27 protein-coding genes and 1 tRNA gene are annotated in these 26,239 nt (G+C 66.6%); 14 read left to right on the top strand and 14 right to left on the bottom strand.

Annotated features, from left to right (window positions below):
* The first annotated feature begins 57 nt into the window (after positions 1–57).
* The 3 genes from puuE (at position 58) to EG885_RS13115 (ending at position 3,047) form a co-directional block, all read left to right on the top strand.
* Complete coding sequence (gene puuE / locus EG885_RS13125) at positions 58–1,464, top strand: allantoinase PuuE (RefSeq protein WP_131575275.1); 1,407 nt, start codon at positions 58–60, stop codon at positions 1,462–1,464.
* A complete protein-coding gene (locus EG885_RS13120) occupies positions 1,461–2,405 on the top strand; it encodes a bifunctional allantoicase/(S)-ureidoglycine aminohydrolase (protein ID WP_131575273.1) in 945 nt (314 codons plus the stop codon). The genes puuE and EG885_RS13120 overlap by 4 nt, the downstream gene beginning before the upstream one ends.
* A 168-nt stretch (positions 2,406–2,573) precedes the next feature.
* The gene (locus EG885_RS13115) at positions 2,574–3,047 is read left to right on the top strand and encodes a hypothetical protein (protein ID WP_131575271.1); all 474 of its coding nucleotides are present in this window, start codon (positions 2,574–2,576) and stop codon (positions 3,045–3,047) included.
* 27 nt (positions 3,048–3,074) lie between these two features.
* Here the strand turns inward: EG885_RS13115 and EG885_RS13110 are convergent, their stop codons facing one another.
* The gene (locus EG885_RS13110) at positions 3,075–3,983 is read right to left on the bottom strand and encodes a DMT family transporter (RefSeq protein WP_242679647.1); all 909 of its coding nucleotides are present in this window, start codon (positions 3,981–3,983) and stop codon (positions 3,075–3,077) included.
* A 159-nt stretch (positions 3,984–4,142) separates the two neighbouring features.
* On the bottom strand, positions 4,143–4,886 hold the full coding sequence (locus tag EG885_RS13105; RefSeq protein WP_131575269.1) for a YebC/PmpR family DNA-binding transcriptional regulator: 744 nt from the start codon (positions 4,884–4,886) through the stop codon (positions 4,143–4,145).
* Positions 4,887–5,039: 153 nt separating this feature from the next.
* Here EG885_RS13105 and EG885_RS13100 point away from each other — a divergent pair, with 153 nt between their 5' ends.
* A complete protein-coding gene (locus EG885_RS13100) occupies positions 5,040–6,821 on the top strand; it encodes an SLC13 family permease (RefSeq protein WP_131575298.1) in 1,782 nt (593 codons plus the stop codon).
* Positions 6,822–6,944: 123 nt separating this feature from the next.
* Here the strand turns inward: EG885_RS13100 and EG885_RS13095 are convergent, their stop codons facing one another.
* The 6 genes from EG885_RS13095 to EG885_RS13070 form a co-directional block, all read right to left on the bottom strand.
* On the bottom strand, positions 6,945–7,172 hold the full coding sequence (locus EG885_RS13095; RefSeq protein WP_131575267.1) for a hypothetical protein: 228 nt from the start codon (positions 7,170–7,172) through the stop codon (positions 6,945–6,947).
* Positions 7,173–7,300: 128 nt separating this feature from the next.
* Entirely contained in the window at positions 7,301–9,085 is a 1,785-nt protein-coding gene (locus EG885_RS13090; RefSeq protein WP_131575265.1) for an SLC13 family permease, read from the bottom strand.
* A 271-nt stretch (positions 9,086–9,356) separates the two neighbouring features.
* Entirely contained in the window at positions 9,357–10,172 is an 816-nt protein-coding gene (locus tag EG885_RS13085; protein WP_131575263.1) for a TIGR00282 family metallophosphoesterase, read from the bottom strand.
* Between the two features lie 130 nt (positions 10,173–10,302).
* On the bottom strand, positions 10,303–10,509 hold the full coding sequence (locus EG885_RS13080) for a cold-shock protein (RefSeq protein ID WP_042248736.1): 207 nt from the start codon (positions 10,507–10,509) through the stop codon (positions 10,303–10,305).
* A 155-nt stretch (positions 10,510–10,664) separates the two neighbouring features.
* Positions 10,665–10,739: transfer RNA gene (locus EG885_RS13075), tRNA-Thr, on the bottom strand.
* Positions 10,740–10,779: 40 nt separating this feature from the next.
* Positions 10,780–12,477: an ABC transporter permease gene (locus EG885_RS13070; protein WP_131575261.1), complete on the bottom strand. Its 1,698-nt coding sequence runs from the start codon at positions 12,475–12,477 to the stop codon at positions 10,780–10,782.
* Positions 12,478–12,581: 104 nt separating this feature from the next.
* On the opposite strand from EG885_RS13070, the gene EG885_RS13065 reads away from it, so the two are divergent.
* Positions 12,582–13,457: a hypothetical protein gene (locus tag EG885_RS13065; RefSeq protein ID WP_131575259.1), complete on the top strand. Its 876-nt coding sequence runs from the start codon at positions 12,582–12,584 to the stop codon at positions 13,455–13,457.
* Positions 13,458–13,555: 98 nt separating this feature from the next.
* Here EG885_RS13065 and EG885_RS13060 read toward each other — a convergent pair whose 3' ends face one another.
* Positions 13,556–13,807, bottom strand: coding sequence for a DUF2312 domain-containing protein (locus tag EG885_RS13060; RefSeq protein ID WP_131575257.1), 252 nt, complete (start codon positions 13,805–13,807; stop codon positions 13,556–13,558).
* Positions 13,808–13,977: 170 nt separating this feature from the next.
* On the opposite strand from EG885_RS13060, the gene EG885_RS13055 reads away from it, so the two are divergent.
* The 9 genes from EG885_RS13055 (at position 13,978) to EG885_RS13015 (ending at position 22,105) form a co-directional block, all read left to right on the top strand.
* Entirely contained in the window at positions 13,978–14,205 is a 228-nt protein-coding gene (locus tag EG885_RS13055) for a hypothetical protein (protein WP_131575255.1), read from the top strand.
* A gap of 263 nt (positions 14,206–14,468) precedes the next feature.
* Positions 14,469–15,866, top strand: a complete 1,398-nt coding sequence (locus EG885_RS13050) for a DEAD/DEAH box helicase (RefSeq protein ID WP_165571134.1) — start codon at positions 14,469–14,471, stop codon at positions 15,864–15,866.
* 138 nt (positions 15,867–16,004) lie between these two features.
* Positions 16,005–16,577, top strand: coding sequence for a thymidine kinase (locus EG885_RS13045; RefSeq protein ID WP_131575250.1), 573 nt, complete (start codon positions 16,005–16,007; stop codon positions 16,575–16,577).
* 87 nt (positions 16,578–16,664) lie between these two features.
* A complete protein-coding gene (locus tag EG885_RS13040) occupies positions 16,665–17,819 on the top strand; it encodes a D-alanyl-D-alanine carboxypeptidase family protein (protein WP_131575248.1) in 1,155 nt (384 codons plus the stop codon).
* Entirely contained in the window at positions 17,819–18,415 is a 597-nt protein-coding gene (tmk, locus tag EG885_RS13035; RefSeq protein WP_131575246.1) for a dTMP kinase, read from the top strand. Before EG885_RS13040 ends, tmk begins: the two co-directional genes overlap by 1 nt.
* Positions 18,412–19,524 carry a DNA polymerase III subunit delta' gene (locus EG885_RS13030; RefSeq protein ID WP_242679644.1) on the top strand — a complete coding sequence of 371 codons (1,113 nt, stop codon included), beginning with the start codon at positions 18,412–18,414 and terminating at the stop codon, positions 19,522–19,524. The genes tmk and EG885_RS13030 overlap by 4 nt, the downstream gene beginning before the upstream one ends.
* Positions 19,525–19,527: 3 nt before the next feature.
* Positions 19,528–20,325 (top strand): TatD family hydrolase, encoded by a 798-nt coding sequence (locus EG885_RS13025; RefSeq protein ID WP_131575244.1) that lies wholly within the window; start codon positions 19,528–19,530, stop codon positions 20,323–20,325.
* Entirely contained in the window at positions 20,322–21,164 is an 843-nt protein-coding gene (locus EG885_RS13020; RefSeq protein WP_242679643.1) for an MBL fold metallo-hydrolase, read from the top strand. Before EG885_RS13025 ends, EG885_RS13020 begins: the two co-directional genes overlap by 4 nt.
* Complete coding sequence (locus tag EG885_RS13015) at positions 21,161–22,105, top strand: AEC family transporter (protein WP_131575242.1); 945 nt, start codon at positions 21,161–21,163, stop codon at positions 22,103–22,105. Before EG885_RS13020 ends, EG885_RS13015 begins: the two co-directional genes overlap by 4 nt.
* 75 nt (positions 22,106–22,180) lie before the next feature.
* On the opposite strand, the gene EG885_RS13010 is transcribed toward EG885_RS13015, so the two are convergent.
* From EG885_RS13010 to EG885_RS12990, 5 genes are all read right to left on the bottom strand, one after another.
* Entirely contained in the window at positions 22,181–22,456 is a 276-nt protein-coding gene (locus EG885_RS13010) for a hemerythrin domain-containing protein (protein ID WP_278248481.1), read from the bottom strand.
* 12 nt (positions 22,457–22,468) lie between these two features.
* The gene (locus tag EG885_RS13005) at positions 22,469–22,747 is read right to left on the bottom strand and encodes a hypothetical protein (RefSeq protein WP_131575237.1); all 279 of its coding nucleotides are present in this window, start codon (positions 22,745–22,747) and stop codon (positions 22,469–22,471) included.
* A complete protein-coding gene (locus EG885_RS13000; RefSeq protein ID WP_131575235.1) occupies positions 22,744–23,694 on the bottom strand; it encodes an ABC transporter permease in 951 nt (316 codons plus the stop codon). The genes EG885_RS13005 and EG885_RS13000 overlap by 4 nt, the downstream gene beginning before the upstream one ends.
* A 4-nt stretch (positions 23,695–23,698) precedes the next feature.
* Positions 23,699–25,000: an ABC transporter permease gene (locus EG885_RS12995; protein ID WP_131575233.1), complete on the bottom strand. Its 1,302-nt coding sequence runs from the start codon at positions 24,998–25,000 to the stop codon at positions 23,699–23,701.
* Between the two features lie 65 nt (positions 25,001–25,065).
* Positions 25,066–26,142: an ABC transporter substrate-binding protein gene (locus EG885_RS12990; RefSeq protein WP_131575292.1), complete on the bottom strand. Its 1,077-nt coding sequence runs from the start codon at positions 26,140–26,142 to the stop codon at positions 25,066–25,068.
* Between the last annotated feature and the right edge of the window lie 97 nt (positions 26,143–26,239).

Raw genomic sequence — 26,239 nt, 5'->3', positions numbered from 1 at the left:
CCGTCGCGCGCGTCCCGGGCTTTTGTGGCATCACGACATTCACGCCCGGAGGCCCCGATGCGCTACAGCCGCGATCTGACAGGATATGGCGAAACCACCCCCGACCCGCGATGGCCCGGCGGTGCCCGGATCGCGGTTCAGATCGTGGTGAATTACGAAGAGGGCGGCGAGAACAGCATCGAACATGGCGACCCCGCCTCCGAGGCGTTCCTGTCCGAGATCATCGGCGCCCAGCCCTGGCCCGGCCAGCGGCACTGGAACATGGAATCGATCTATGATTATGGCGCGCGGTCGGGTTTCTGGCGGCTGCACCGGTTGCTGAAAGACATTCCCGTCACCGTCTATGGCGTCGCCACCGCGCTGGAGCGCAGCCCCGCACAGGTCGCGGCCATGCAGGACGCGGGCTGGGAAATCGCCACCCATGGCCTGAAATGGATCGATTACCGCAACGTCCCGCGCGAGGTCGAGGCCGACCATATCGCGCAGGCCGTGGCCCTGCACGAGGCGGTGACCGGCGAACGCCCCCACGGATTTTATCAGGGCCGCACCTCGATGAACACGGTCGCGCTCGGCTGCGAGGAAGGCGGCTTTGCCTATCTGGCCGACACCATCGCCGACGATCTGCCCTATTGGCACGTGCATAACGAACGGCCCCAGCTGATGGTGCCCTATACGATGGACGCCAATGACATGCGGTTTTCGTCGGGTCAGGGGTTCGGCACCGGCACAGATTTCTTCGACTATCTGCGCGACAGCTTTGACATGCTGTATGCCGAGGGCGCGGCAGGTGCCCCCAAGATGATGTCGATCGGCCTGCATTGCCGGCTGGCAGGCCGTCCCGGTCGCGCCATGGCAATCCAGCGCTTTCTGGATCATGCCCGCGCGCATGAGGGCGTCTGGTTCGCCAGCCGTCTGGACATCGCCCGCCACTGGGCCGAGGAACATCCGTTCCAGCCCCGCCTGCGCCCCTCACAGATGCCGCGCGCCGATTTCGTCGCCCGCTTTGGCAGCATCTATGAACATTCGCCGTTCATCGCCGAACGGGTCTGGGACGCCGAGATGGGCGCCGTCCATGACAGCGCGCAGGGTCTGGCAGCCCGCATGGCGCAGATCTTTCGCCAGTCGTCCGATGCCGAACGCCTTGGCGTGCTGAACGCCCATCCCGATCTGGCAGGCAAGCTGGCACAGGCTAAGCGCCTGACCGCAGACAGCAGCGCCGAACAGGCCAGCGCCGGTCTGGACGCGCTGACCGACGCGGAACGGCAGGATTTCACCCGACTGAACGACGCCTATGTGGCCAAGCACGGCTTTCCCTTCATCATCGCGGTCCGCGATCATGACAAGGCGGGCATCCTTGCGGCCATGCAGACCCGTCTGGACAATGACACCCGAACCGAACGCGCCACAGCCGAGGCGCAGGTCACCCGCATCGCCACCCTCCGCCTCAAGGAACTTCTGACATGACCGACACCGGCCCCCACCAGACTGGCCCCAAACAGACCGGCCTCATCCAGACTGGCCCCGCAGGCGCCCCCACCGGCGACATCGCCCAATTGCCCGCCGAAGATGCGACCACCGCGCGCATCCGCTATGCCGGTCCCGTGGCGGGACTGCCGCCGCAGACCGGCATGACCACCGACACGGCGGTCTTCACCGATGCCTATGCCGTCATCCCGCGCACGGTGATGCGCGACATCGTGACCAGCTATCTGCCGGGCTGGCAGGGCATGCGGCTGTGGATGCTGGCCCGGCCCCTGACCGGCTTTGCCGAAACCTTCAGCCAGTACATCGTCGAACTGGCCGAAGGCGGCGGCAGCGACACCCCCGATGACGATCCCGAGATCCAGCACGCGATCTTTGTCACCGGCGGCGACATGCAGGTCGTCATCGACGGCACCGAACATCGGCTGACGCCCGGAGGCTTTGCCTATATCCCCCCCGGCACGCCCTGGCAGATCCGCAACCGCACGGCGGGGCCTGCCGGCTTCCACTGGTGGCGCAAGCGCTGGCAGCCCGCCGCAGGGACCGACCGGCCCGACCCGATCGTGGTGCAGGAACAGGATATCGCGCCCTCGATGATGCCCGACACGGATGGCGCGTGGGGCACGACCCGCTTCATGGACCCCGCCGATCTGCGCCACGACATGCATATCACCGTGGTGACGTTCAAACCCGGCGGCTCGATCCCCTTTGCGGAAACCCATGTGATGGAACACGGGCTTTTCGTGCTGGAGGGCAAGGCCGTCTATCGCCTGAACCGGGACTGGGTCGAGGTTGGCCCCGGCGATTACATGTGGCTGCGCGCCTTCTGCCCGCAGGCCTGCTATGCGGGCGGCCCCGGTCCGTTCCGCTATCTGCTTTACAAGGATGTGAACCGCCACGCGACCCTCTGGCCGCATCGATAAAAGCGCGCCGCTCCCTCTCGGCCCCGATATCCTGCGGGGGTCGCCGGCTGGTCCGCCATCGGACCAGCCGGCGACGGGGCACACCCCCCCCCAACCTCCGCGCGGCGCGGGAAACTCCACCCCGACCTGTGCGTTTCTTCCCGACATGCACAGAAAAAGGCCGGTCCCATGATCCGCACCCTCGCTGCCACGATGCTTGCCATTCTGCCGGTCACCCCGTTGCTGGCGCAGGATGTGGCGCCCTATCTCGACGACCGCTCGACGGCAGAACGGGTGGTAGCGTCGCTTTACAACGCCATAGACCGTCAGGAATACCTGCGCGCCCACAGCTATTTCGACCCCGAGACCGCACCCGATTACGACGGCTTCCGTCAGGGCTATGCGACCACGCAAAGCGTCCGGCTGCGCCATGGAGAACCGATCTCGGATGGCGCTGCGGGCACGCTGCACCACGCCCTGCCGGTGGCCATCGAGGCGGTCACCGACGAAGGCACGACCGTCTATACCGGCTGTTATCGCCTCAGTCAGGTCCAGCCCGCCGCGCAGGAACTGCCGCCCTTTCGCCCCATAGCCATCGATGCCGGGGATCTGACGGAAACCGACGCCCCCTTCGACACGGCGATGGGCACCTGCGATCTGTAACCCCGGCAAGGCGGCGCGACGCCGGTCTCAGATCTTCGTCGCGCCCACCGCTGGCGTCACGGCCCGCGCCCGCACCCGCGCCTCGCGCCAGGTGATATAGCTGATCGCCGCGATCATCAGCCCGCCGCCCAGAATGACCCACCCGTCCAACGGCTCGTGAAAGACCAGAACCCCCACCAGACTGGCCCAGATCAGCTGCAGGAAGGTCACCGGCTGCGTCACCGCCAAAGGCGCCGCCGCAAAGGCCCGGGTCATTGTGTAATGGCCGGCGGTGGCAAAGACCGCAACCAGCCCCAGCCAGCCCACCTGCACCAGACTGGGCGGCACCCATTGCGCGATCGCCAGCGGCGCCAGCCCCACCGAAACCATCAGCGACATCATCGCCACGACCACCGCCGCAGGCACCCGGCCCGACAATTGCTTGGCCACCAGATAGGATGCCCCGAAGGCCACCGAGGCAAACACCTGCGACAGATGTCCCGGATCCAGTCCGCGCAGCCCCGGCCGCAGCACGATCAGCGCGCCCAGCAGCGCCACGCCCACAGCCGCCATCCGCCGCGCCGCCAGCCGCTCGCCCAGAAACAGCGCCGCGCCAAGCGTCACGATGATCGGGTTCAGAAACCCGATCGCCGTCACCTCGGCCACGGTGATCCGCGACATGGCATAGAACCACGCGACCACCGCCACCACATGCAGCGCCCCGCGCAGCGCGAACAGACCCCAGATGTCTTTGGGAAACCCGCCGCGCAGCGCGCCGACGATCACCGGGGCCAGAAACACCATCCCGAACAGAAACCGGATGAAGGCCGCCTGCGCCGCAGGCAGCGCGCCCTCCAGCCCCCGCACGATGGTGTTGACGGCAACAAAGCAAAAGCCCGTCGCCAGCATCCAGCCCATGCCGACCAGATCCCGGCGCGTATGAGGTTCAATCTGCATCATCTGCAAATGTCGGCTTTTCCCCGCCGAAGCAAGCCCCAGAAAGCGCCCCCGCGCCCATTCACCTTGGCGATCAATATCCCGGGGTGAGCCGCGTCCGCAAAAAGGTCCGGTGGACCTTTTTCAACGGCGAACGGGCAGAGCCCCGGTTCCCAAGCGTCACAACTGCGCCGCAACCTCTTCCGAAATGTCGAAATTCCCGGTCACGGTCTGCACATCGTCATCGTCTTCCAGCGTGTCGATCAGGCGCATCAGCTTTTGCGCGGTCTCCAGATCGGTGACCTCGGTCGGCGCCTGCGGCTTCCAGATCAGCTTGGCGGTCTCGGATTCGCCCAAGGCTGCCTCAAGAGCAGACGACACCTCGGCCAGCGCCGTATCCGCGCAATAAATCCAATGACCCTCGTCATCGCTTTCCACATCGTCGGCGCCCGCCTCCAATGCTGCCATCATGACCGTGTCGGCATCCCCTGCCGAGGCCGGATAGACGATCTCGCCCACCCGGTCGAACATGAAGCTGACCGATCCGGTCTGACCCATATCGCCGCCCGACTTGGTGAAATAGCTGCGCACGTTCGACGCGGTGCGGTTGCGGTTGTCGGTCATCGCCTCGACCACCAGCGCGATGCCATTGGGGCCATAACCCTCATAGCGGATCTCGTCATAGCTTTCCGCGTCGCCGCCCTGCGACTTCTTGATCGCGCGGTCGATCACGTCCTTGGGGACCGATTTCGCCTTGGCCTCCTTGACGGCCATCCGCAGACGCGGGTTCTTTTCGGGATCGGGATCGCCCATCTTGGCGGCCACGGTGATTTCTTTCGCCAGCTTGGAAAACAGCTTGGAGCGCAGTTTATCCTGCCGCCCCTTGCGATGCTGGATGTTGGCCCATTTGGAATGACCTGCCATGTCGGGTCGTCCTTCGTCATGCGGTAAAACAGGAATGTCGCGCGCTTTTAATCCAGCCTGCCCCCCCATCGCAAGGCGAACCGAAGCGCGGGTCGCAGCGTTCCCCAGAACGGTGCCTCGCCCTGATGCCCCCGACCCCAATCCGGAGCCATGATGACCACAGACCAGATGATGCTGTTCGCCCTGCTGGGCGCGATCGTGGCCCTGATGCTGTGGGGGCGGTGGCGGTATGACCTTGTCGCCTTTGCCGGGCTGATGGCGGCGGTGCTGTTGGGTCTGGTGCCGACCACCGAGGCGTTTTCCGGCTTTGGCAACCCCACCACGCTGATCGTCGCGCTGGTCCTGATCGCGACGGCGGGGCTGACGCGGTCGGGCGCGGTGGCGCGGCTGGCGCGCCTGATGTCAGGACGCGACCGGGGCACGACCGGCCATATCATGCTGTTCGGGGGCGTCGGGGCGCTGCTGTCGGGCTTTATGAACAACATCGCCGCGCTGGCCATGCTGATGCCGGTGGATCTGCAGACCGGGCGCAAGCTGGGCCGCGCGGCCGGGCTGACGCTGATGCCGCTGGCCTTTGCCACGATCCTTGGCGGCATGCTGACGCTGATCGGCACACCACCGAACCTGATCGTCTCGGGCTTTCGCGCCGATGTGCTGGGCGAGCCCTATCGCATGTTCGATTTCCTGCCCGTGGGCGGCGCGGTGGCGCTGGCGGGTCTGAGTTTCATCGCCCTGATCGGCTGGCGCCTGATCCCCCGCACGCAGGATGACGAAGGCGGCGGCGACAGCGACGGGCCGCAGCGCCGCTATGTCACGACGCTGGTGGTGACCGAGACCAGCCTGACCGCCGCGCGGCTGATCCGCGACGCCCGTACCGAGGCCTCGGGCGCCGGGGTGCGCATCACCGGCGTGATTCGCCGCGGCCATGACATCGAAGGCCCGCTGGACGATCAGATGCTGGAGGATGGCGATATCCTGATCCTGCGCAGCACCCCCGGCGCGCTGGACGAGTTCCGCTCGACCTCGAACCTGGCCTTTCCGGACGGGCGGCAGGAGCCCCGCGCCCGCAAGGATGCCGAGGGGCAGCAACTGATCGAATGCCTCGTCTCGGTCGCGGCCGAGATCGCGGGCCGCTCGGCCCAATCCTTCGGCCTGGCCAACCGCCATGACAGCGTGCTGATCGGATTGCGCCGCGACGGGGTGGCGTTGCGGCGCGGTCTTCCGCGGCAGGAACTGCGTGCGGGCGACATGATGCTGATGCTGGTCCCGGAAAGCCGGGTGGACGACATGCTGGCCGCGACCGGCCTCTTGCGTCTGGACGGCGGCAGTTTGCCGGTGCAGCGCGAACGCCATATGCGCACGGCGCTGTTGATCTTCGGGCTGGCCGTGCTGGCCGCCACCTTCGAGCTGACGACCATGCCCATCGCGCTTGGCTGCGTCATCATCGCCTATGTTCTGTTCGGCGTGCTGTCGGTGCAAGAGCTGTATGATCACGTGGACTGGCCGATCATCGTCCTGCTGGGATCGATGATTCCGCTTGGGCTGGCGCTGGATGCGACGGGGGGATCGGCGCTGATCGCACAGGCACTTGCGCAGGTCACGCAAGGCTATCCGGCCTGGATGGCATTGGCCCTGCTGATGGGCGGTACGATGTTCCTGTCGGACGTGCTGAACAACAATGCCACCACGATCATCGCCGCCCCGGTCAGCATCCGTCTGGCCGAACAGCTTGGCGTGAATCCCGATGCCTTCCTGATGGGGGTCGCGGTCGCGGCGTCCTGCGCGTTCCTGACCCCGATCGGACATCAGAACAACACGCTGATTCTGGGGCCGGGAAATTACCGGTTCGGCGATTACTGGCGGATGGGTCTGCCGTTGGAGATCATCGTGATGATCGTCGCCGTGCCCCTGCTGCTGATCGTCTGGCCGCTGTGATGGGACGGGGCGCGGGTTCTGACAGATCAGCCATCCGACGCGGCCCACCCCGAAACGCAAAACGCGGCCCCCCGGGGGCCGCGATGCAGCGGGGCCTTTTGGCCCGATCCGTACAAAGACGGATTACAGTGCGGCAGCGCCGCCCAGAATGCGACGGACTTCGCCGTCACGCGTCAGGCCTTTGGCCGACAGGTCTTCATCCGACAGCTGGCTCAGACGGTTCAGAGCCTTCATCTGCGGGCTGGCTTCGGCCAGCATGATCATGAAACGTCCGACGGCGCGGAACGGTGCCAGCAGTGCGGAACCCGAAAAGCCATTGGACGGACGGTCGACAGAAGCGATGGTTGCCATGTGGAAACTCCTTGCAAAGCAGAAAGGTCGTTTCCTCCCCTGACACCTAGATCGGCTTTCCGCGGCCGAATCACAACCGACGATGCTGCATGGCAGCATTGCGGCTGGATCAACTGCGACAGCATGGCTTACCCATGCAGCGGCCAGACCAGCGGGATCACGATCGCCGCCACCAGCGCCATCAGCAGGTTCAGCGGCAAGCCGACCTTGATGAAATCGGCAAAGCGATAGCCGCCCGGACCATAGACCAGCGTGTTCGTCTGATAACCGATCGGGGTGGCGAAACTGGCGCTGGCGCCCATCATCACCGCCACGACCAGCGGACGCGGATCGACCCCAAGCGTCAGACCCAGACTGATCGCCACCGGGGTCACGATGACCGCGACGGCGTTGTTCGTAACCGTCTCGGTCAGGACCGTCGCCAGCATATAGACCGCCAGCACCAGCGCCCAGGGCGGCAGGTTGACCATGCCCGGCGCGACCCAGTTCACCACCAGTTGCACCGCGCCGCTGCTTTCCAGCCCAGCCCCCACGGCCAGCATGGCAAAGATCAGCGCCATCAGGCGGCCGTCGACAAAGGACAAGGCCTCATCCGCATCGATGCAGCGCGTGCCCAGCACGACCGCGACACCGATAAAGGCCAGCAGCAGGATCGGCGCGATCTCAAAGGCCGACAGAACAACCACGCCCAGCAGCACCCCCACCACGATGGGCGCATGGCGGCGGCGATAGGCGCGGTCGGACGGCGCGTTGACCTCGACCATCTCCATGTCGCTGGCCAGACGCTGAATATCGGCCGAGGCCCCCTCCAGCAGCAGCGTGTCGCCGACGCGCACGACCAGATCATCCAGTTGGCGGCCGATATTCTGATTCTTGCGATGCGCCGCCAGCACATAGACGCCATAGCGCCTGCGCAGCCGCATCGAGCCAAGCGATCGCCCGATCATGTGACAGCCCGGCGTGATCAGAACCTCGACCGTCGAGGTCTCGACCGAGCTCAGCTTGTCGACCATCCGCAGCCCCTTGTGGTTCTGCAGGCCCAGCACCTCGGACATGGGGGTGCGCAGCACGACGCGGTCGCCCTCTTCCAGCTGCACCGAGGTCAGATCGCGCCGCAGCGAGGCGTCGCCGCGCAGCACGTCGATCACCCGGGCGCTGTCTCGGGCAAAGATGTCCACATCGTCCAGCCCCTTGCCGATCAGGGTCGAGCCTTCGGGAATCGCCACCTCGGTAAAGAACTTCATCTTGCTGCGCCCGGACAGCAGCTGCGACATCGAATCGCGGTCGGGCAGCAGGCGCGGGGCAAAGATCATCAGATAGATCACCCCCACCACGGCCATCGGCAGGCCCACCCAGGTGATCTCGAAGATGGTGAAATGCTCCATCCCCGAGGCCCGTGCCACCCCATCCACCAGCAGGTTGGTCGATGTGCCGATCAGCGTCATCGTGCCGCCCAGAATCGACAGATAGGACAGCGGGATCAGCAGTTTGGACGGAGATTTCCCCATCTCCTTGGCCAATTGCATGAAAATCGGCATCATCACCACGACTAGCGGCGTGTTGTTCACAAAGGCCGACATCACGCAGACCAGACAAGAGACCAGCCCAAGCGTCAGCATCGGATGGGCGCCCGCATGCCGCGCCGCGCGCTGACCGATCCAGTCCAGCGCCCCGGTCCGCACCAGCCCGCCGACGATGATGAACATGAAGGCGATCGTCCAGGGCGCCGAATTCGACAGCACCCCGGCAATCGCCGTCGTATCCAGAATCCCCAGGGAAAGCAGGGTGACCGCACCCAGAATCGCGGTGACCTCGGGCGGATAGGTTTCGCGGATGAACAGGGTCAGCATCGCGATGATGATGAAGATGGTGACAACCGCACTGGTCGTCCCGGTCAATTCAAATCCGAACATTCACAACCCGATCCTGAGGTGGCTTCGCGCACCTTGCGCCGGAACCCCGACGCCCTGCAAGCCGTCTTCGCAAGCGCAGCAAAGCCTTGGGCCCCGCCTTTTCGTCTTCATAAATAACCTGCAGGGGGTTGCCGTCTGACGCCCCATTGGTCCGCGGACCAGCGGGCGACGGGGACGCAAAGTCCCCCCGGTCCAGCGCCGCCAGCCGCGTGGGCGTCGACGGTCCAAGACAGACTGCACCGCCGCCATGTCCGCACCGCCCCGGCTATTCTCAGACCGGATGCGTGGCCGCCAGCCGCCCGCCATCCTGCACCGGGGCGATGCTTCGGGCCAATCCTGTGCGGTCATCGGTCTCGACCAGCACGCCCGACAGGGTCGCCTCGCCCTCGGCAGGGGTAAAGCGGTCGCGGGCCATCCCGGTGATGAAGCGCCGCAGGGGTTCGGTCTTTTCCATGCCGATGACGCTGTCGTAATCGCCGCACATGCCCGCATCCGACAGATAGGCCGTGCCGCGCGACAGGATCTGCGCATCCGCCGTCGGTACATGGGTATGGGTGCCCACGACCATCGACGCGCGGCTGTCGCAGAAATGCCCGACGGCCATCTTTTCGCTGGTCGCCTCGGCATGGATATCGACCAGCGCGGCCTGCACCATGCCACCCGCCGGATGGGCGCGCAGCACGCCGTCCAGCGCCGAGAACGGATCATCATAGGGCCGCGACATGAACACCTGACCCAGTGCCTGCACAATCAGCAGTTTGCGCCCGCGCGCATCGCTGATAATCGTATGGCCACGCCCCGGCGCCTCGCGCGCGAAGTTCAGGGGCCGGACGATTCGCGGCTCGCGCTCGATAAAGGTCAGCATGTCCTTTTGATCGAAGGCATGGTCGCCAAGCGTCAGCGCATCGGCGCCCGCCTCCAGCAACAGCTGCGCATGACCCGCAGTCACGCCGCGCCCGCCGCTGGCATTTTCCGCGTTCACGACCACAAGGTCGGCCTTCAGCCGGGCCCGCAGCCCCGCCAGCCGTTCGGTGATCGCCCGACGCCCCGCGCGGCCCATCACATCGCCAAGAAAGAGAATTTTCATCTGGACCTGCTATGTCAAAGCCCGCCACGGCTCAAGCCCCGTCGCAACCGGCGGGACAGGGGCGGCAGGCGGACAGCAAAAAGGGCCGCCCGAGGGCAGCCCTTTCCGTTAGCTCGCAATCAGCGTCGGTTCAGACGAACTGCACGTTGGTTGCCGATTCGCGACCGTCACGGCCACGCTCCAGCTCGAACGTCACTTTTTGGCCATCGGCCGGAGCCGACAGGCCCGCGCGCTCAAGAGCCGAAATGTGCAGGAAAACGTCCTGACGGCCGCCTTCCGGTTGAATGAAGCCGAAGCCTTTGGTGCTGTTGAACCATTTCACGGTGCCGTTGGCCATCGTGAGATCTCCTGTCTTAGGTTACCACCCGCAGAATGCAGTGGCTTGGCCGTCAGATTAACAAAGCAGACTGAAGGCAGAACCAGACAGGATGCAGAGAATTTAACGTAGCCAAGCCTTAGTAGCCCCGCCTGATCATCCTTGCAAGAGAAATCTGGTGCCGGCTGAGGGATTTGAACCCCCGACCCCCTGATTACAAATCAGACGCTCTACCACTGAGCTAAGCCGGCATCTTTCGCCCGGTTACCGCGAGACAGGCCTTTGCGCAAGTCATGCGTGGCGCCGCCCGGCCCCGCCCAGATTGGTGCGTGCCAGCAGGGCCACGGCCAGCAGCCCCACCGCCACGACCAGCAGGGCTGCGGGCGCGGCATTGCCCAGATCTTCCAGACTGGCGCGCTCATGCGTGCGGGTGGCCAGCGTTTCGAAATTGAAGGGCCGCAGCAGCAGCGTCGCGGGCAGCTCTTTGACGCAATCGACAAAGACCAGCAGCAGCGCCGCCCCCACCGATCCGCGCATCATCGGCAGATAGACGGCGCGCAGCACCCCCGCATTGGCCCGCCCCAGGGACCGCGCCGCCATCGGCAGCGACGGCGGCACCCGGGTAAAGGCCGCGTCGATCGCCCCCTGCCCGATCGCAAAGAACCGCACCAGATAGGCCAGAACGATGGCCGTGCCGGTGCCGGTCAGAATCAGCCCCGGATCGGTGCCGGTCAGCGCCAGCCAGCCATCGGCCACCCGGTGATCCAGGCCCGCCAGCGGGATCAGCAGCCCCACCGCCAGCACCGCCCCCGGCGCGGCATAGCCGATGGTCGTGACCGGCATCAGCAGGCGCGGCAGCGCGCTGCCCGACAGCCGCGCGCCATAGACCATGATCAATGCCAGCACGACCGTCAGCACGGCTGCGACGCCGCCAAGCGACACGGTATGCCAGGCCGCCCGCGCCAGACCCGGCGACAGCCAACCCTGCGGATAGGACGCCGCATAGGTCGCGATCACCCCCACCGGCAGCACGAAGCCCATCGCAAAGGGCAGCGCACAGGCCAGCATCGCAGCCAGCCCTGGCAGCAGGCGCAGGCGCTGACGCTGGATCGGGCGCGGCTGGCGGGCGCTTTGGTGATAGCGGGCGCGCCTGCGGGCGAATCGCTCCCACAGGGCCAGTGCCATGATCAGGGCCAGCATGGCGCAGGCGATCTGGGCCGCGCCGCCCGCATTGCGCCGTTCCAGCCATGTGGTGAAGATGCCGGTGTTCAGCGTCTGCACGCCGAAATAGCTGACGACGCCGTAATCGGCGACCGCCTCCATCATCGCGATGGCACTGCCCGCCACGATTGCCGGACGCGCCAGCGGCAGACCGACGCGGGCGAACAGCCCCCAGGGGCCGGTCCCCAGCGCGCGGGCGACCTCATACGCGCTGCCCGATTGTTCGTGCAGCGCCGCGCGGGTCAGCAGATAGACGTAAGGGTAAAGCGCTGCGGCCAGCACCACGATCGCCGCCTCGATAGAGCGGATGCGCGGGAACCAGTAATCGCGCGCGGTCTCCCATCCGAACCAGCCGCGCAGGGCGATCTGCACGGGGCCGGAATAATCCAGAAAATCCGCCAGCGCATAGGCGCCGATATAGGCCGGCACGGCCAGCGGCAGCAGCAGCAGCCATTGCAGCACCCCCCGGCCTGGAAAATCATACATGCTGACCAGCCAGGCCGCCCCCGTGCCCATCGCGGCGGCCAACAGCCCGGTGCCCAAAGCCAGCGCAACCGTGTTGCCGAAATAGCGCGGCATGACCGTCGACAGCAGATGCGGCCAGATGTTGTCCGTGGGGTTCAGCGCCAGCCAGGCCACCGACAGGACCGGCATCAGGACCAGCCCCGCCACAAGCACCGCCGCCAGCGACCAGCCGCGCCCGCCGCCCTGCCGCAGGGCATGATCGGGATGACGGCTGCGCTGTGGCTCTGGGGCGGTCCGGGTCATGGCCCGGCGATAGGGCAAAGCGGTTTGACTGTCCACGCCGGACAAGTAATCTGCGCGCCACATGGGCCACCGGGCCCGATCAGAACAAGAAGACGGGGACAGACATGCAGATGGTTTTCCACATGGGGGTGCACGGCACCGACGGCGACCGGCTGCTGACCACCCTGCTTGAGAATCGCGACACCCTGCATGCGGCAGGGACCGAGGTGGTGGTCCCCGACCGCCATCGCGGCATCTTCGACGAGGCCACCAAATCGCTGAACGGCGGTTCCGCCACCCCCGAGATGGAAGAGATCATGCTGGATGCGATGCTGGACAGCGACCAGCCGTCCCGTGTGGTGATGTCGACCTGGACCTTTCAGGGGGCGCCGGGCCGGGCGGTCGGACGCACGGGGCTTTACCCCAAGATCGTGCAGCGGACCTCGGCGCTGGCGCAGCTGTTCCCTTCGGCCCAGACCGAGTTCTTCCTGGCGATCCGCAACCCGGCCACGCTGCTGGCCGAGGTGCTGCCGCAGTTCAGCGGCAACGGCTATGAGGATCTGATGCAGGGCTGTCATCCGCTGGACCTGCGCTGGCGCGATGCGATCCAGCGGCTGATGCAGGCCGCCCAGGGGCGCCGCGTGGTGATCTGGTGCCACGAGGACGTGCCGCTGATCTGGCCCGAGGTGGTGCGCCTGATCGCAGCCCTGCCCGCCGATGCGCCGCTGACCGGCATGCTGTCCTATATGCACGATCTGGTCGGCGATGCCGGGCTGGAAGCGCTGAGTGGGGCGATGGCCGGGCGCGATCAGACCAACGTGGCGCAGCGCCGCAAGGTCTATGCCGATATTCTGGCCAGCCATGCCCTGCCCGGCGTACTGGATCAGGACATCGACCTGCCCGGCTGGACGCAGGATCTGGTCGATGAGGTGACCGAGAATTACCGCAGCGACGTGGCCGAGATCACCGTGCTGCCCGGCGTTGAATTCATCCTGCCGTAAGGCCAGGACAAGGCGCCTTCCGCGCCGGACGACCAGGGCGACGACTGTCAAACAGGACCAGGGGGGCGGCGCCCGCCCCCCCGACCGTCCGCCCGCCCTCAGACCATCCCGAGCGCGGCCTTGTACATATCCAGAATCGCCTCTTCCTCGGCGATGTCGTCCTTGTCGCGGCGGCGCAGGGCGATGATCTGCTTCATGACCTTGGTGTCATAGCCGCGGGCCTTGGCCTCGGCCATCACCTCTTTCTGGCGTTCGGCAATGTCCTTTTTCTCGGCTTCCAGCTGTTCGAACTGTTCGATGAACTGGCGCAGCTCGTCGGCGGCGACTCCATAGGCTTGATCGTCCGGCATGGGTTGGGTTCCTTCCTTATGGTTCGGCCCGCAACGGGGGTCCGCATCTCAGCCCTGCCTGTTAGGCGGTCTTGTTGCGCGGTGCAATCGCCGCTAGGGGACGGCGCAAGGCGGCCTGCGCGAAAGGCCGCGCGCCACCCTGACCGAGCCCCAGCCAGAAGGAAAATCCCATGACCCTCTATGACTGGATCATCTGGACCGGAGCCGCCCTGACCCTTGCCGGCCTTGCGGCCCTTGTCTGGTGCATCTGGACCGTCACCCGCGCGCGGCGCCGGGGGATGGACGACGCCGCCCTGCGCGACAAGATGCGCGGCGTGCTGGCGGTGAACATGGCGGCGCTGGCGGCATCCACCATCGGGTTGATGGCGGTGGTGATCGGGATCATCCTGAAACCCTGAACCGCGATTGCCGATGTCCGCGGGGCCGGAGCCCTTGACTTTCGCGGCAACTTCCGCCATCTGACCCCTATCGCCGTCAACTGCCGCGTGAGCAGCCACGGGCCCTGCCCGACCGACGCCGACATTCATTCCAGTTTCCCATTCACGCGGGGAGGCAGCAGGCATCCTCGTATCACGCCTGCACCCCTGCCACGTGCCGCGCACAAGATGTGCGGCCCCTGCCTTTGCGTCCGATACGAGGGATGCGAGGGACGAAAGATTTCATGGAACAGAACAACACCCGTCGCCGCCCGAACCGTGGCGGCAAGTCCACCCCAAGCCGCGCGCCCCATGCCGCGTTTTCGAACGAAGGCCGCAGCGCCCCGGCGCGCGAACCGATCACCGTCGGCCCCTTTGCCGATATGGGCATCGATCACCGCATCAACGCCAATATCATCGCCATGGGCCTGACCACGCCCACCCCAATTCAGGAACAGGGCATCCCGGCCATCGTGAACGGGCGTGACGTGCTGGGTCTGGCCCAGACCGGCACCGGCAAGACGGCGGCCTTCGGCCTGCCGATGCTGACCCGGCTGATCAACTATGGCAAGAAGCCCGATCCGCGCACCTGCCGCGCGCTGATCCTGGCACCGACCCGCGAACTGGCCACCCAGATCGCCACCAATATCGATGCCTATGCCGAAGGCACGCCGATCCGGTCGTTCCGGGTCGTCGGCGGCGCCTCGATCAACACCCAGACCGAGCGGCTGTCGCGCGGCGTCGACGTGCTGATCGCCACGCCCGGCCGTCTGATGGACCTGATCGAGCGTCGCGCGATCAGCCTTGAGGCCACCACCTATCTGGTGCTGGACGAGGCCGACCAGATGCTGGACATCGGCTTCATCCACACGCTGCGCAAGATCGCCCGGATGCTGCCGCGCGAACGTCAGACGCTGATGTTCTCGGCCACCATGCCCAAGCTGATGTCGGAACTGTCCGACACCTATCTGACCAACCCGCTGAAGGTCGCCGTGAACCCCCCGGGTCAGGCCGCCAAGAAAATCGAGCAGGGCGTCCATTTCGTGGGTCAGGGCGAAAAGGCCAAGCTGCTGGCCGATTACATGTCCAAGCACACGACCGAGATGGCGATGGTCTTTGGCCGCACCAAGCATGGCTGCGACAAGCTGGCCAAGCTGCTGGACAGCTGGGGCTTCGCGGTCGCCGCGATCCACGGCAACAAATCGCAGGGTCAGCGCGAACGCGCGCTGGAGGCGTTCCGCAAGGGCGAGACCAAGGTTCTGGTCGCGACCGACGTGGCGGCGCGCGGTCTGGATATCCCCGATGTGGCGCATATCTATAACTATGATCTGCCCAACGTGCCGGAAAACTATGTCCACCGCATCGGCCGGACCGCCCGCGCCGGTCGCGACGGTCGCGCCGTGGCGTTCTGTTCCCCCGCCGAGCTGGGAGAGCTGCGCGCCATCGAAAAGGCGATGAAGAACACCATTCCGGTGATCGGCGGCGACGTGCCCTCGGCCGCCGCAGCAGCAGCGGCGGGTTCGCCCGGCGGGCCGCAGCGCGGTCGCGGCAAGCCGATGGGTGGTGGCAAGACCATGGATGCGGGTGCGGGCCGTCGTCCGGCGCGTCGCCCTTCGCGCGCGCCCAAAAGCCGCATCGCGTAAGCGGCGCCCATCCCTGCCCCGGCCTTGGTCGGGCGGCGCTGTCGCGTCGTGGATATTTGAATGAAGAAGAAGCCGCGGGATGCCAATCCTGCGGCTTTGGCTTGTGGGGGCGGGGGCTAGTGGGTATGCGGCGGCGTCATGGCGAAACTGTATTTCCATTATTCCACGATGAATGCGGGCAAAAGCACCCTGCTGTTGCAGGCGGCCTATAATTACCGCGAGCGCGGGATGGAGGTGCTGCTGCTGACGGCGGCACTGGACGACCGGGCGGGCATGGGCCGGATCGGCAGCCGGATCGGCATTGCCCAGGCCGCGGCGACATTCGACAGCGGATCGGACCTGTGGGGGGTGATTGCCGAATGCGCACCCCGCCCGGCCTGCGTGTTTCTGGACGAGGCGCAGTTTCTGACCCCCGATCAGGTCTGGCAACTGGCGCGGGTGGCCGATGATCTGGGCATTCCGGTCATGTGCTATGGGCTGCGGGTCGATTTCCGGGGCGAGCTGTTTCCCGGCTCGGCGGCGTTGCTGGCGCTGGCGGATGATCTGCGCGAGGTGCGCACGATCTGTCATTGCGGGCGCAAGGCCACGATGGTGATCCGCCGCGATGCCACGGGCCATGCGACCGCCACGGGCGCGCAGGTGCAGGTTGGCGGGAACGAGACCTATGTCTCGCTCTGCCGCCGTCACTGGCGCGCGGCGATGGGCAACTGACGAATTCTTGACCCATCGGCGCCCGCGTCCGTTGCGGGCCTGCGGACCATGATGTAACCATCACGCTAAACCTGCAGGGGATACGGGATGCGCGCAGTATGGCTTTGGATTGCGACGGTGCTGGCTTTGGCCGCCCCCGCGCAGGCGTTCGACACCAATGCGACCTCGGCCTGGGTCTATGACGTGCAGACCGGCACGGTGCTGATGGAAAAGAACGCGGACGTGCCGCTGCCGCCCGCCTCGATGTCCAAGCTGATGACGCTGACCATGCTGTTCGAGGCGATCCATGACGGGCGCTATACGATGGAGAGCACCTTTCCCGTCTCGGTCAAGGCCTGGCGCATGGGCGGATCGAAGATGTTCGTGGAACCCGCAGACACCCCCACCGTGGGCGAGCTGATCAATGGCATCATCGTCAATTCCGGCAATGACGCCTGCGTCGTGGTCGCCGAAGGCATGGCCGGCACCGAAGAGGCCTTTGCCGAGCGGATGACGGAGCGTGCCGCCCAGCTGGGGATGACCCATACGAACCTGACCAATGCCTCGGGCTGGCCCGACCCGGAGCATCGCATGTCGATGCATGATCTGGGCCTGCTGGCCGCCTATATGATTCGCGAATTTCCCGAACTTTATGAAAAGTTCTCCATGACCTCTTATACCTACAAGGGCCGGGTGCCGTCGAATGCGAACAACCGCAACCCGCTGCTGCGGCTTGGGACCGGCGAATGGGTGGCCGACGGGCTGAAGACCGGCCATACGCAAGAGGCCGGATACGGGCTGGTCGGGTCGGCTATTCAGGACGGACGGCGGATCATCTTTGTGATTTCGGGGCTGGACAGCGACCGCGCGCGGGCCGAGGAATCGGAACGCATCGTCAACTGGGCCTTCCGCGAATTCTCGATGAACACGCTGGTTCCGGCGGGTGAGACGGTGATGGAGGCGCCGGTCTGGCTGGGCACCGAAAGCCGCGTCGGCCTGACCACCGAAGGCGGCGTCAACGTGCTGGTGCCCATCGCCGTGCGCGATCAGGTCCGGGTCGAGGTCGTCTATGACGGGCCGATCCCCGCGCCGATCGCCATGGGCGATCCGATCGCGCGGCTGGTGGTCACCGTGCCCGGCCGCCCCGATACGGTGACCCCGCTGATCGCCGCCGCCGACGTTCCCGAGGCCGGGTTCATCGGCCGGATGCGGGGTGCCGTGATGCAATTGGGCCAGCGTGCGATCAGCGCCGTCACCGGCTGATGCTGATCAGTTTCGAAGGCATCGACGGCTGTGGCAAGTCCACGCAGGCCCGGCTGCTGGCCGACGCGCTGCGGGCCGAGGGGCGTGATGTCGTCCTGACCCGCGAGCCCGGCGGCAGTCCGGGGGCCGAAGAAATCCGCCGCCTGCTGGTCGAGGGCGCGGGCGAACGCTGGTCGCCCGAGACCGAATGCCTGCTGTTCACCGCCGCGCGGCGCGATCATCTGGAACGCACCATCCGACCGGCTCTGGCGGCGGGCCGGACCGTCGTGACCGACCGCTTTGCCGACAGCACCCGCGTTTATCAGGGGGCAGCGCGCGGCGATCTGCGCGCCATGGTCGACCGTCTGCATGATCTGATGATCGGGATCGAGCCCGACCGCACCTTCGTGCTGCAGATCGAGCCCGCGACCGGGCTTGCACGCGGCGCGGCGCGCGGCGGGGCCGAGGACCGGTTCGAAAGCCTGGGCCTGAGCTTTCAGGAACGGCTGGCGACGGGGTTTCGCGCGCTGGCCGGGGACTATCCCGACCGCGTGCGGCTGATCGACGGCAGCGGCGGTCAGGCCGAGGTCGCGGCCCGCATCCGGGCCGCCCTGTGAAGACCGAGATCACCGATATTCCCGAACCCGACCGCGTGCCGGGCGCCCCTCATCCGCGCCACGCCCCGCGCGTGATCGGTCAGGGCGCGGCCATCGCGGCCTTTACCGAGGCCGCGCGCGGCGGTCGTCTGCATCACGCCTGGCTGCTGACCGGGCCGCGCGGCGTGGGCAAGGCGACGCTGGCATGGTCCATCGCGCGCTGGCTGCTGGCGGGCGGCGACAGCGCCGATCTGACCGTCGATCCCGCCACCCCCGAAGCCCGCCGCATCAGCGCCCTGTCCGAGCCGCGCCTGCAGCTGATCCGCCGTCCCTGGGACGACAAGGCCGGGCGGTTGCGGGCCGAGATCACCGTGGACGAGATCCGCAGGCTGCTGTCGTTCTTTCACCTCTCGGCGGCGGAAGGCGGGCGCCGCGTCGCGATCATCGACGCCGCCGACGACATGAACACCGCCGCCGCCAATGCCCTGCTGAAGGTGCTGGAGGAACCGCCCCGCGACGCGCTGATCCTGCTGATCGCTCATCAGCCTGCGGGGCTGTTGCCGACGATCCGGTCGCGCTGCCGCACGCTGCGCCTGTCGCCGCTGGCGCCGCGTCAGATGGCGGGCATTCTGGCCGATCTGGGAATCGACGAGGATGCCGAGGCGCTGGCCGCCCTGTCCGACGGCTCGGTCGGCGAGGCGTTGCGTCTGGCCGGTCAGGGGGGCCTCGACCGCTATCAGGATCTGGTCGATCTGTTCGCCACCCTGCCCCGCATGGACCGGCTGGCCGCGTCCCGCTTTGCCGAAGCGGCGGCGGGCCGGGCGGGGGCCGGGGGCGATCCCTTCGATCTGACGATCACCGTGCTGGACCGGTTTCTGACCCGCATGGCGCGGGCGGGCCTGATGGGCGCCCCCCTGCCGCAGGCCGCGCGGGGCGAGGGCGCGCTGATGGCCCGCCTGTCGCCCGATGACATCGCCGCGCGTCTGTGGGCCGGGGCGCAGGCGCGGCTGTCGGCCCGCGCCCGCGCGGGCCGGGCGGTCAACCTTGACCCTGCCGCGCTGGTGATGGATATGGTGCTGGAGTTGGCACAGCTGCCGCCCGCCCAATCCGCCCCACCACCCAGAGGTTGACCGATGCAGGACGCGACCCCCTTGTCGCTGGTAGACAGCCATTGCCATCTGGATTTCCCCGATTTCGACGGCGAACATGACGCCCTGATCGCGCGCGCCCATGCGGCGGGGGTGACCCGGATGGTCACGATCTGCACGAAACTGCGGCAGGAACCCGCCGTCCGCGCGCTGGCCGAGGCGCATCCCGGCGTCTTCTACGCGGCAGGCACCCATCCGATGAGCGTGGCGGATGAACCCATGGTCACGCTGGACCAGCTGCTGGCGCTGGCCGATCATCCCAAATTCGTGGCGATCGGCGAAACCGGCCTCGATTATCACTACACTGCCGAGAGCGCGCGCGTACAGGCCGACAGCCTGCGCATCCATATCGAGGCCGCGCGCCGGACTCGCCTGCCGCTGATCATCCATGCCCGCGACGCGGATGCCGACATGGCCCGCATCCTGACGGAAGAACATGGCGCCGGGGCCTTCACCTGCGTGATGCATTGCTTCAGCTCCACCCCCGCGCTGGCGCAGGCGGCGCTGGATCTGGGGTTCTATCTGTCGATGTCGGGCATCGCGGCCTTTCCCCGGTCGTCCGATCTGCGCGCAATCTTTGCCGCAGCCCCGCTGGACCGCATTCTGGTGGAAACCGACAGCCCCTATCTGGCCCCGCCTCCGCATCGCGGACGCCGGAACGAGCCCGCCTATGTCGCCCATACCGCAGCCATCGGCGCGCAGGTCTTTGGCCTGTCGCTGCCGGATTTCGCGGCCCGCACCACGGCCAATTTCGACCGGCTGTTCTGGAAGGCCGCCGCGTGACGACGCCCCCGATCCACCCGACGATCCGCGCCACGATCCTGGGCTGCGGATCGTCGGGCGGGGTGCCGCGCCTTGGCAACCGATGGGGCGATTGCGACCCGTCCGAGCCGCGCAACCGCCGCCGTCGCTGTTCACTGCTGGTCGAACGGGACGGGCCGGACGGCACCACGCAGGTGCTGATCGACACCGGCCCCGATCTGGTCCCGCAGATGCTGGACGCGCATGTCGCGGTGCTGGATGCGGTGGTCTATACCCATGCCCATGCCGATCATGTCCATGGCATCGACGATCTGCGCCAGCTGGTCTTCAACGCGGGCCGCATCCTGCCGCTGCATGCCGACGCCCCCACCGCCGATGCGCTGACCACCCGCTTCGGCTATGTCTTCGAAACACCCGAAGGCAGCCAGTACCCGCCCATCTGCGCGCTGCGTCCGATCACCGGCGCGATCACCATCGACGGCCCCGGCGGAGCCATCACCCTGATCCCCTTCCGCGTCCAGCACGGAGAAATCACGGCCCTGGGGTTCCGCATCGGCGGCCTCGTCTATCTGCCCGACGTGTCCGCCATCCCCGAACCCGCATGGCCGCTGATCGCGGACGCGCCGGTCTTCATCTGCGACGCGCTGCGCCCCCAGCCCCATCCCAGCCACGCCCATCTGGCACTGGCGCTGGACTGGATCGAACGGTCGCAAAGCCCCCGCGCCATCCTGACCAACATGCATATCGAGATGGACTACGCCACCATCGCGGCCACCACGCCCGCGCATGTCACCCCCGCCCATGACGGGCTGCAGATCACAACGACTGCCACGACGCCCGATCTGCCCGCCGCGCTATGAGCACGCTGTTCACGATCATCCTGCCGGTCTTTCTGATCGTGGGCTTTGGCTATCTGGTGGCCTGGCGCGGCTGGTTCGGGGCCAGCGCGGTCGACGGGCTGATGAGTTTCGCGCAGAATTTCGCTGTCCCGACGCTGTTGTTCGTGTCGATGGCGCGGCTGGATCTGGGGACCGAGTTTCGCGCCCAGCTGCTGATCCCGTTTTACGCGGGTGCTTTCGCGGCTTACGGGTTGGGCTGGGCGGGCGCGCGCTATCTGTTCAAGCGCCCGCCGATGGATTGCGTGGCGATCGGCTTTGTCTGCCTGTTTTCCAACAGCCTTCTGCTGGGCGTCCCGATCACCGAACGCGCCTATGGGCCGGATGCACTGGCAGGCAACTGGGCGATCATCGCGATGCATTCGCCGCTGCTGTACACCTTCGGGATCACGGTGATGGAATTCACCCGGGCGCGCGGCAGCGGGCTGTCGGTCGGGCGCATCTCGCTGCGGGCGCTGACGGGCGTCTTGCGCACATCGCTGGTCATCGGCATCCTGTCGGGGCTGGCGGTGAACCTGCTGACGCAGGCCGGTCTGGTCCTGCCGCAGGGCTTTTGGGACGCCGCCGACATGATCGCCCGCGCCGCCCTGCCCGCCGCCCTTTTCGGCCTTGGCGGTGTCCTTTATCGCTATCGCCCCGAGGGGGATATGGGCGCCATCGCGCTGTGCTGCGGGGCGTCGCTGATCCTGCACCCGGCCATCGCCTTTGGCACCGGCCATCTGCTGGGGCTGGACCGCGACGGCATGCGATCGGCGGTCATGACCGCCTCGATGGCGCCGGGCGTGAACGCCTATCTCTTCGCCAATATCTACGGTGCCGCCCGCCGGGTCGCCGCCTCCAGCGTCCTGATCGCCACGGCGCTGTCGACCCTGTCCATCTGGATGTGGATCAACCTGCTGCCCTGACCCCCTTTCTTCTTCATGACAATATCCCGGGGGTCCGGGGGCTGACCCCCGGCACTCGCGGGACGCAACATTTCCTCAGATCGGCACCCGCAGCGCGCCCAAAGGCTCTTCCAGCACCCGCTCTTCATAGCCGAAATGCGACCGGATCGCCCGGTCCAGCGCCGCAAACCGCGCCCCGCACAGATCGAAACCCTCCGGGTCCGGCCTGCGGACCAGTGCCTCGGCCGCGCGGCGCAGATCATCAATCAGCGCGTGGATCACCCGGTGCTCGGCCATCAGACGCGCGATGACCGGCGCCAGCGCCCGTCCCCCGGCGGACGACAGGGCCGGGAACATCCATTCCTCTTCGATATCGTGATGGTTCTACAGCAGCGCGCAATCGCGCCCGCAGGCGGTCCCAAAGGCCGCCATGTTCCGCGCCAGACGCGTGCGGGCGATGGCGGGGGCCAACGCCACCGCCTCTGCCCTGCCCGAACGGATCTGCCGCAGCAGATGCGCCACCCCGTCCAGCTCGGCCCGATACATGTCATGGATCGCGGCCAGCCGGCGGCCATGCGCCCGCTCGGCCCGGGTGATCCCCGGATAGGCCGGAGCGGCGGGACGCGCGGTCTCGTCCTCCAGCTCTTGCGGGGTCAGGATCATCGCGGGGTGACGCCCCGGATGCGTTCCGACCGGCGGCGCAACAGCTCGACCGTGGTCAGCAGCGCGATAGAAAAGATCACCAGCAGCGTCGCCACGGCAAGGATCGCCGGGCTGATCTGTTCGCGGATGCCGTTCCACATCTGGCGCGGAATGGTCTGCTGATCGGGGCCTGCGATGAACAGCACCGCCACCACCTCGTCGAACGAGGTGACAAAGGCGAACAGCGCGCCCGACACCACGCCCGGCAGAATCAGCGGCATCGTCACCTTGAAGAAGGTCCGGCGCGGATTGGCGCCAAGCGACGCCGCCGCCCGGTTCAGCGACTGATCGAAGCCCACCAAAGTCGCCGTCACGGTGATGATGACAAAGGGAATGCCAAGCGTCGCATGCGCCAGGATCACCCCCAGATAGGTGCCCGCCAGCCGCCCGCATTGCGGATCCACGCCCAGAAAGGTCAGCAGCTCGCAGGGGTTCGAATAGAAAAAGAACATCCCCGTCGCGGTGATGATCAGCGGCACGATCATCGGAGAGATCAGGATCGCCATGATCGCGCGGCGATAGGGCATCTCGGGGCGCGACAGGCCAAGGGCGGCCAGCGTGCCAAGGCCGGTGGCCACGATGGTCGAACAGATGCCGATGATGATCGAGTTCTTGGCCGCCTTGACCCAGTTCGCATTGGTCCAGGCATCCGACCAGAAGGCCCAGCCCGTGGCCGTCGGATCCTGCATCCCGAAGGTCAGCAGGCTTTTGTACCAGCGGGTGCTATAGCCTTCCGGGTCAAAGGACAGCATCCGGTCGGTAAAGGTGAAATAGGGCTCGGCATTGAAGCTCAGCGGGATGATGACGATGATCGGCGCAATCAGGAACACGAAGATTAGTGCGCAGACGGTCAGATAGGTGTAATGCCACACCCGCTCCAGCGGGCTTGCATAGGTCGGAAGTGCCATTCGCTTACCCCAGTTTCAGGTTGTCGACGCCGACAAGGCGATCATAAAGCCAATAGAGGATCAGCACCGATCCCAGAAGCAGCGCGGCCAGTGCCGCCGCCATCGACCAGTTCAGCGTGCCGGTCATGTGCTGGGCAATCATGTTGGAAATCAGCTGCCCCGAAGATCCGCCGACCAGCGCGGGCGTGATGTAATAGCCGACCGCCAGAATGAAGACCAGCATCGCCCCCGCCCCCAGCCCCGGCAGCGTCTGCGGGAAATAGACCCGGCGGAACGCGGTCCAGCTGGTCGCGCCCAGACTGCGCGCGGCGCGGACATAGGTCGGGTTGATCGTGCGCATCACGGAATACAGCGGCAGGATCATGAAGGGCAGCAGGATATGCGTCATCGCGATGATCGTGCCAGTCCGGTTATAGATCATCTGCAACCGCTGATCGCCCAGGATCACCCCGAGCCAGACAAGGATGTCGTTGATCACGCCCTGCTGTTGCAGCAGCACCATCCAACTGGTCGTGCGCACCAGAAGCGAGGTCCAGAAGGGCAGCAGCACCAGGATCATCAGCAGGTTCGACTTGCGCATCGGCAGCGTCGCCAGCAGATGCGCGATCGGAAAGCCCAGGATGAAGGTCAGCGCCGTGATCACCGCCGACAGCCAGAAGGTCCGCCAGAACAGCGTCGCATAGATGCGCTGCTGGGGTTCGACCTGCTGGATGGCGCCGGTCTCGTCCCGGGTGCGGTCCACGGCGGCAAGATAGAAATTCGCGGTCAGCGGGGTCGAGGCCTCTCTCATGACCGACCACAGACGGGGATTGCCCCAATCCTCGTTGATCTCCAGCAGCGCCGCCTCGTATGGCGGCTCCAGCCCGCCCCGCACCTGACGCCCGGTCGAGGTGAACAGCGACCGTGTGCCCGGCATGTCATAATTGATCCGGGTGCCGACCACGCCGATGCTGCGCACCTCGGCGCTGGCGACCAGATCGGTGGCCAGTGCCGTCCATGCGGCCTCGTCGGGCGGCGTGCCGCGTTCGGTTTCGGCGAACCAGGCCGAGACCTGCGGCATGTTCGCCGAAAACCCGTCATTGTGGAAGGATCGCGACAGCATCTGCCCGATCGGCACCACGAAGGTGATCAGGATGAAGGCCAGCAGCGGCAGCACCAGCAGAAAGGCCCTGCGGCGGGCGCGGCGCTGGCTGCGCACCAGCGCGCGCGCAAGGGGCTGGCCGTCGCTGGTCGTCAGCAGACCGGACCCCACGCCCGATGCGGTGGTGGCGATGGCGGCATGAGGGTCAAGTGCGGCATTGGCCATGATGTTTCCCGGCAGTCAGGGCCGCCGCACCCCCAAACGGGGCGCGGCGGCGTTTCAGGTCAGGATCAGGACGAGGCCAGCCAGCTGTTGAACCGCTCGGTCAGTTCGGCGGCATGGTCGGCCCAGAATTCGGGATCGTCCATCACCGCCGTTTCCAGCGCATCGGGGCTGGTGGGCATATGCGGGCCCATCTCGGTCGTGCCATCCTGATACAGCCCCACCAGAGAGGCCGAGGATTGCCGCGCCGGGCCATAGGCGATGTATTTCGCCTGATCGGCCAGCCGCTGCGTGTCGGTGGCGAATTTCAGATATTCCATCGCCGCTTCGGGGTTCGGCGCATCGACCGGGATCACGAACATGTCCATGTCCATGTACTGGCCGTCCCAGATGATCTCGAAGGGCTGGTTCTCGGCCACCATCGCATCGAAGACGCGCCCGTTATAGGCGGTGGTCATCGTCACCTCGCCATCGGCCAGCAGCTGCACGGGCTGGGCACCGGCCTCCCACCAGACGGTCTGGTCCTTGATCGTGTCCAGCTTGTCGAAGGCGCGCTGCACACCCTCATCCGTGCCCAGCACATCATAGACCTCGGCGGCAGGAACGCCATCGGCGATCAGTGCCAGATACAGCGTGCGCTTGGGGTTGCGGGGCAGGCCACGCTGGCCGGGGAAGGTCTCGGTATCGAAGAAATCCGCCGCGGTACTGGGCGCCTCGCCCTCGAACTTGGTGGTGTTGAAGGCGATGACCGTGCCCCAGACGATGTTCGCCACGGCGCAATCCAGCAGCGCGCCGGGCACGAAGTCATCGGCGGCGGGGGTGCCATCGGGCGCTGCGGGCAGCATCGCCGGGTCGATCTCGACCAGCGCGCCCTCGTCGCACATGCGGATGGCGTCGCTGACCTCGACGTCGAACACATCGCCGGTGACGTTGTTCGCCTCGACCTGCGCGCGCAGCGGGGTGGCGGGGTTGTCGGCGGCGATCATGTTGACGGTGATGCCGGTTTCTGCGGTGAAGGGCTTGTTATAGGCCTCGACCTGGCTGACCTCATAGGCTCCGCCCCAGGACACGACGTTCAGGTCCTGCGCCGAGGCGCCAAAGGCCAGTCCGCTCAGCGCGGTGGACAGGATCAGGGTGGTTTTCATCATAGCTCTCCCGGTTGGTTGGATCGGACATTGGTGTCCGTTGTGATTGGCCCCCTTGGGGGGCTGAGGCCGGGCGAGAGGCCTCGCCCGGCCCGGA

Origin of the sequence: Paracoccus nototheniae, assembly GCF_004335005.1 — a bacterium.
Taxonomy (GTDB): Bacteria; Pseudomonadota; Alphaproteobacteria; order Rhodobacterales; family Rhodobacteraceae; genus Paracoccus; species Paracoccus nototheniae.
This window is presented reverse-complemented; position numbering and strand designations above follow the sequence as displayed.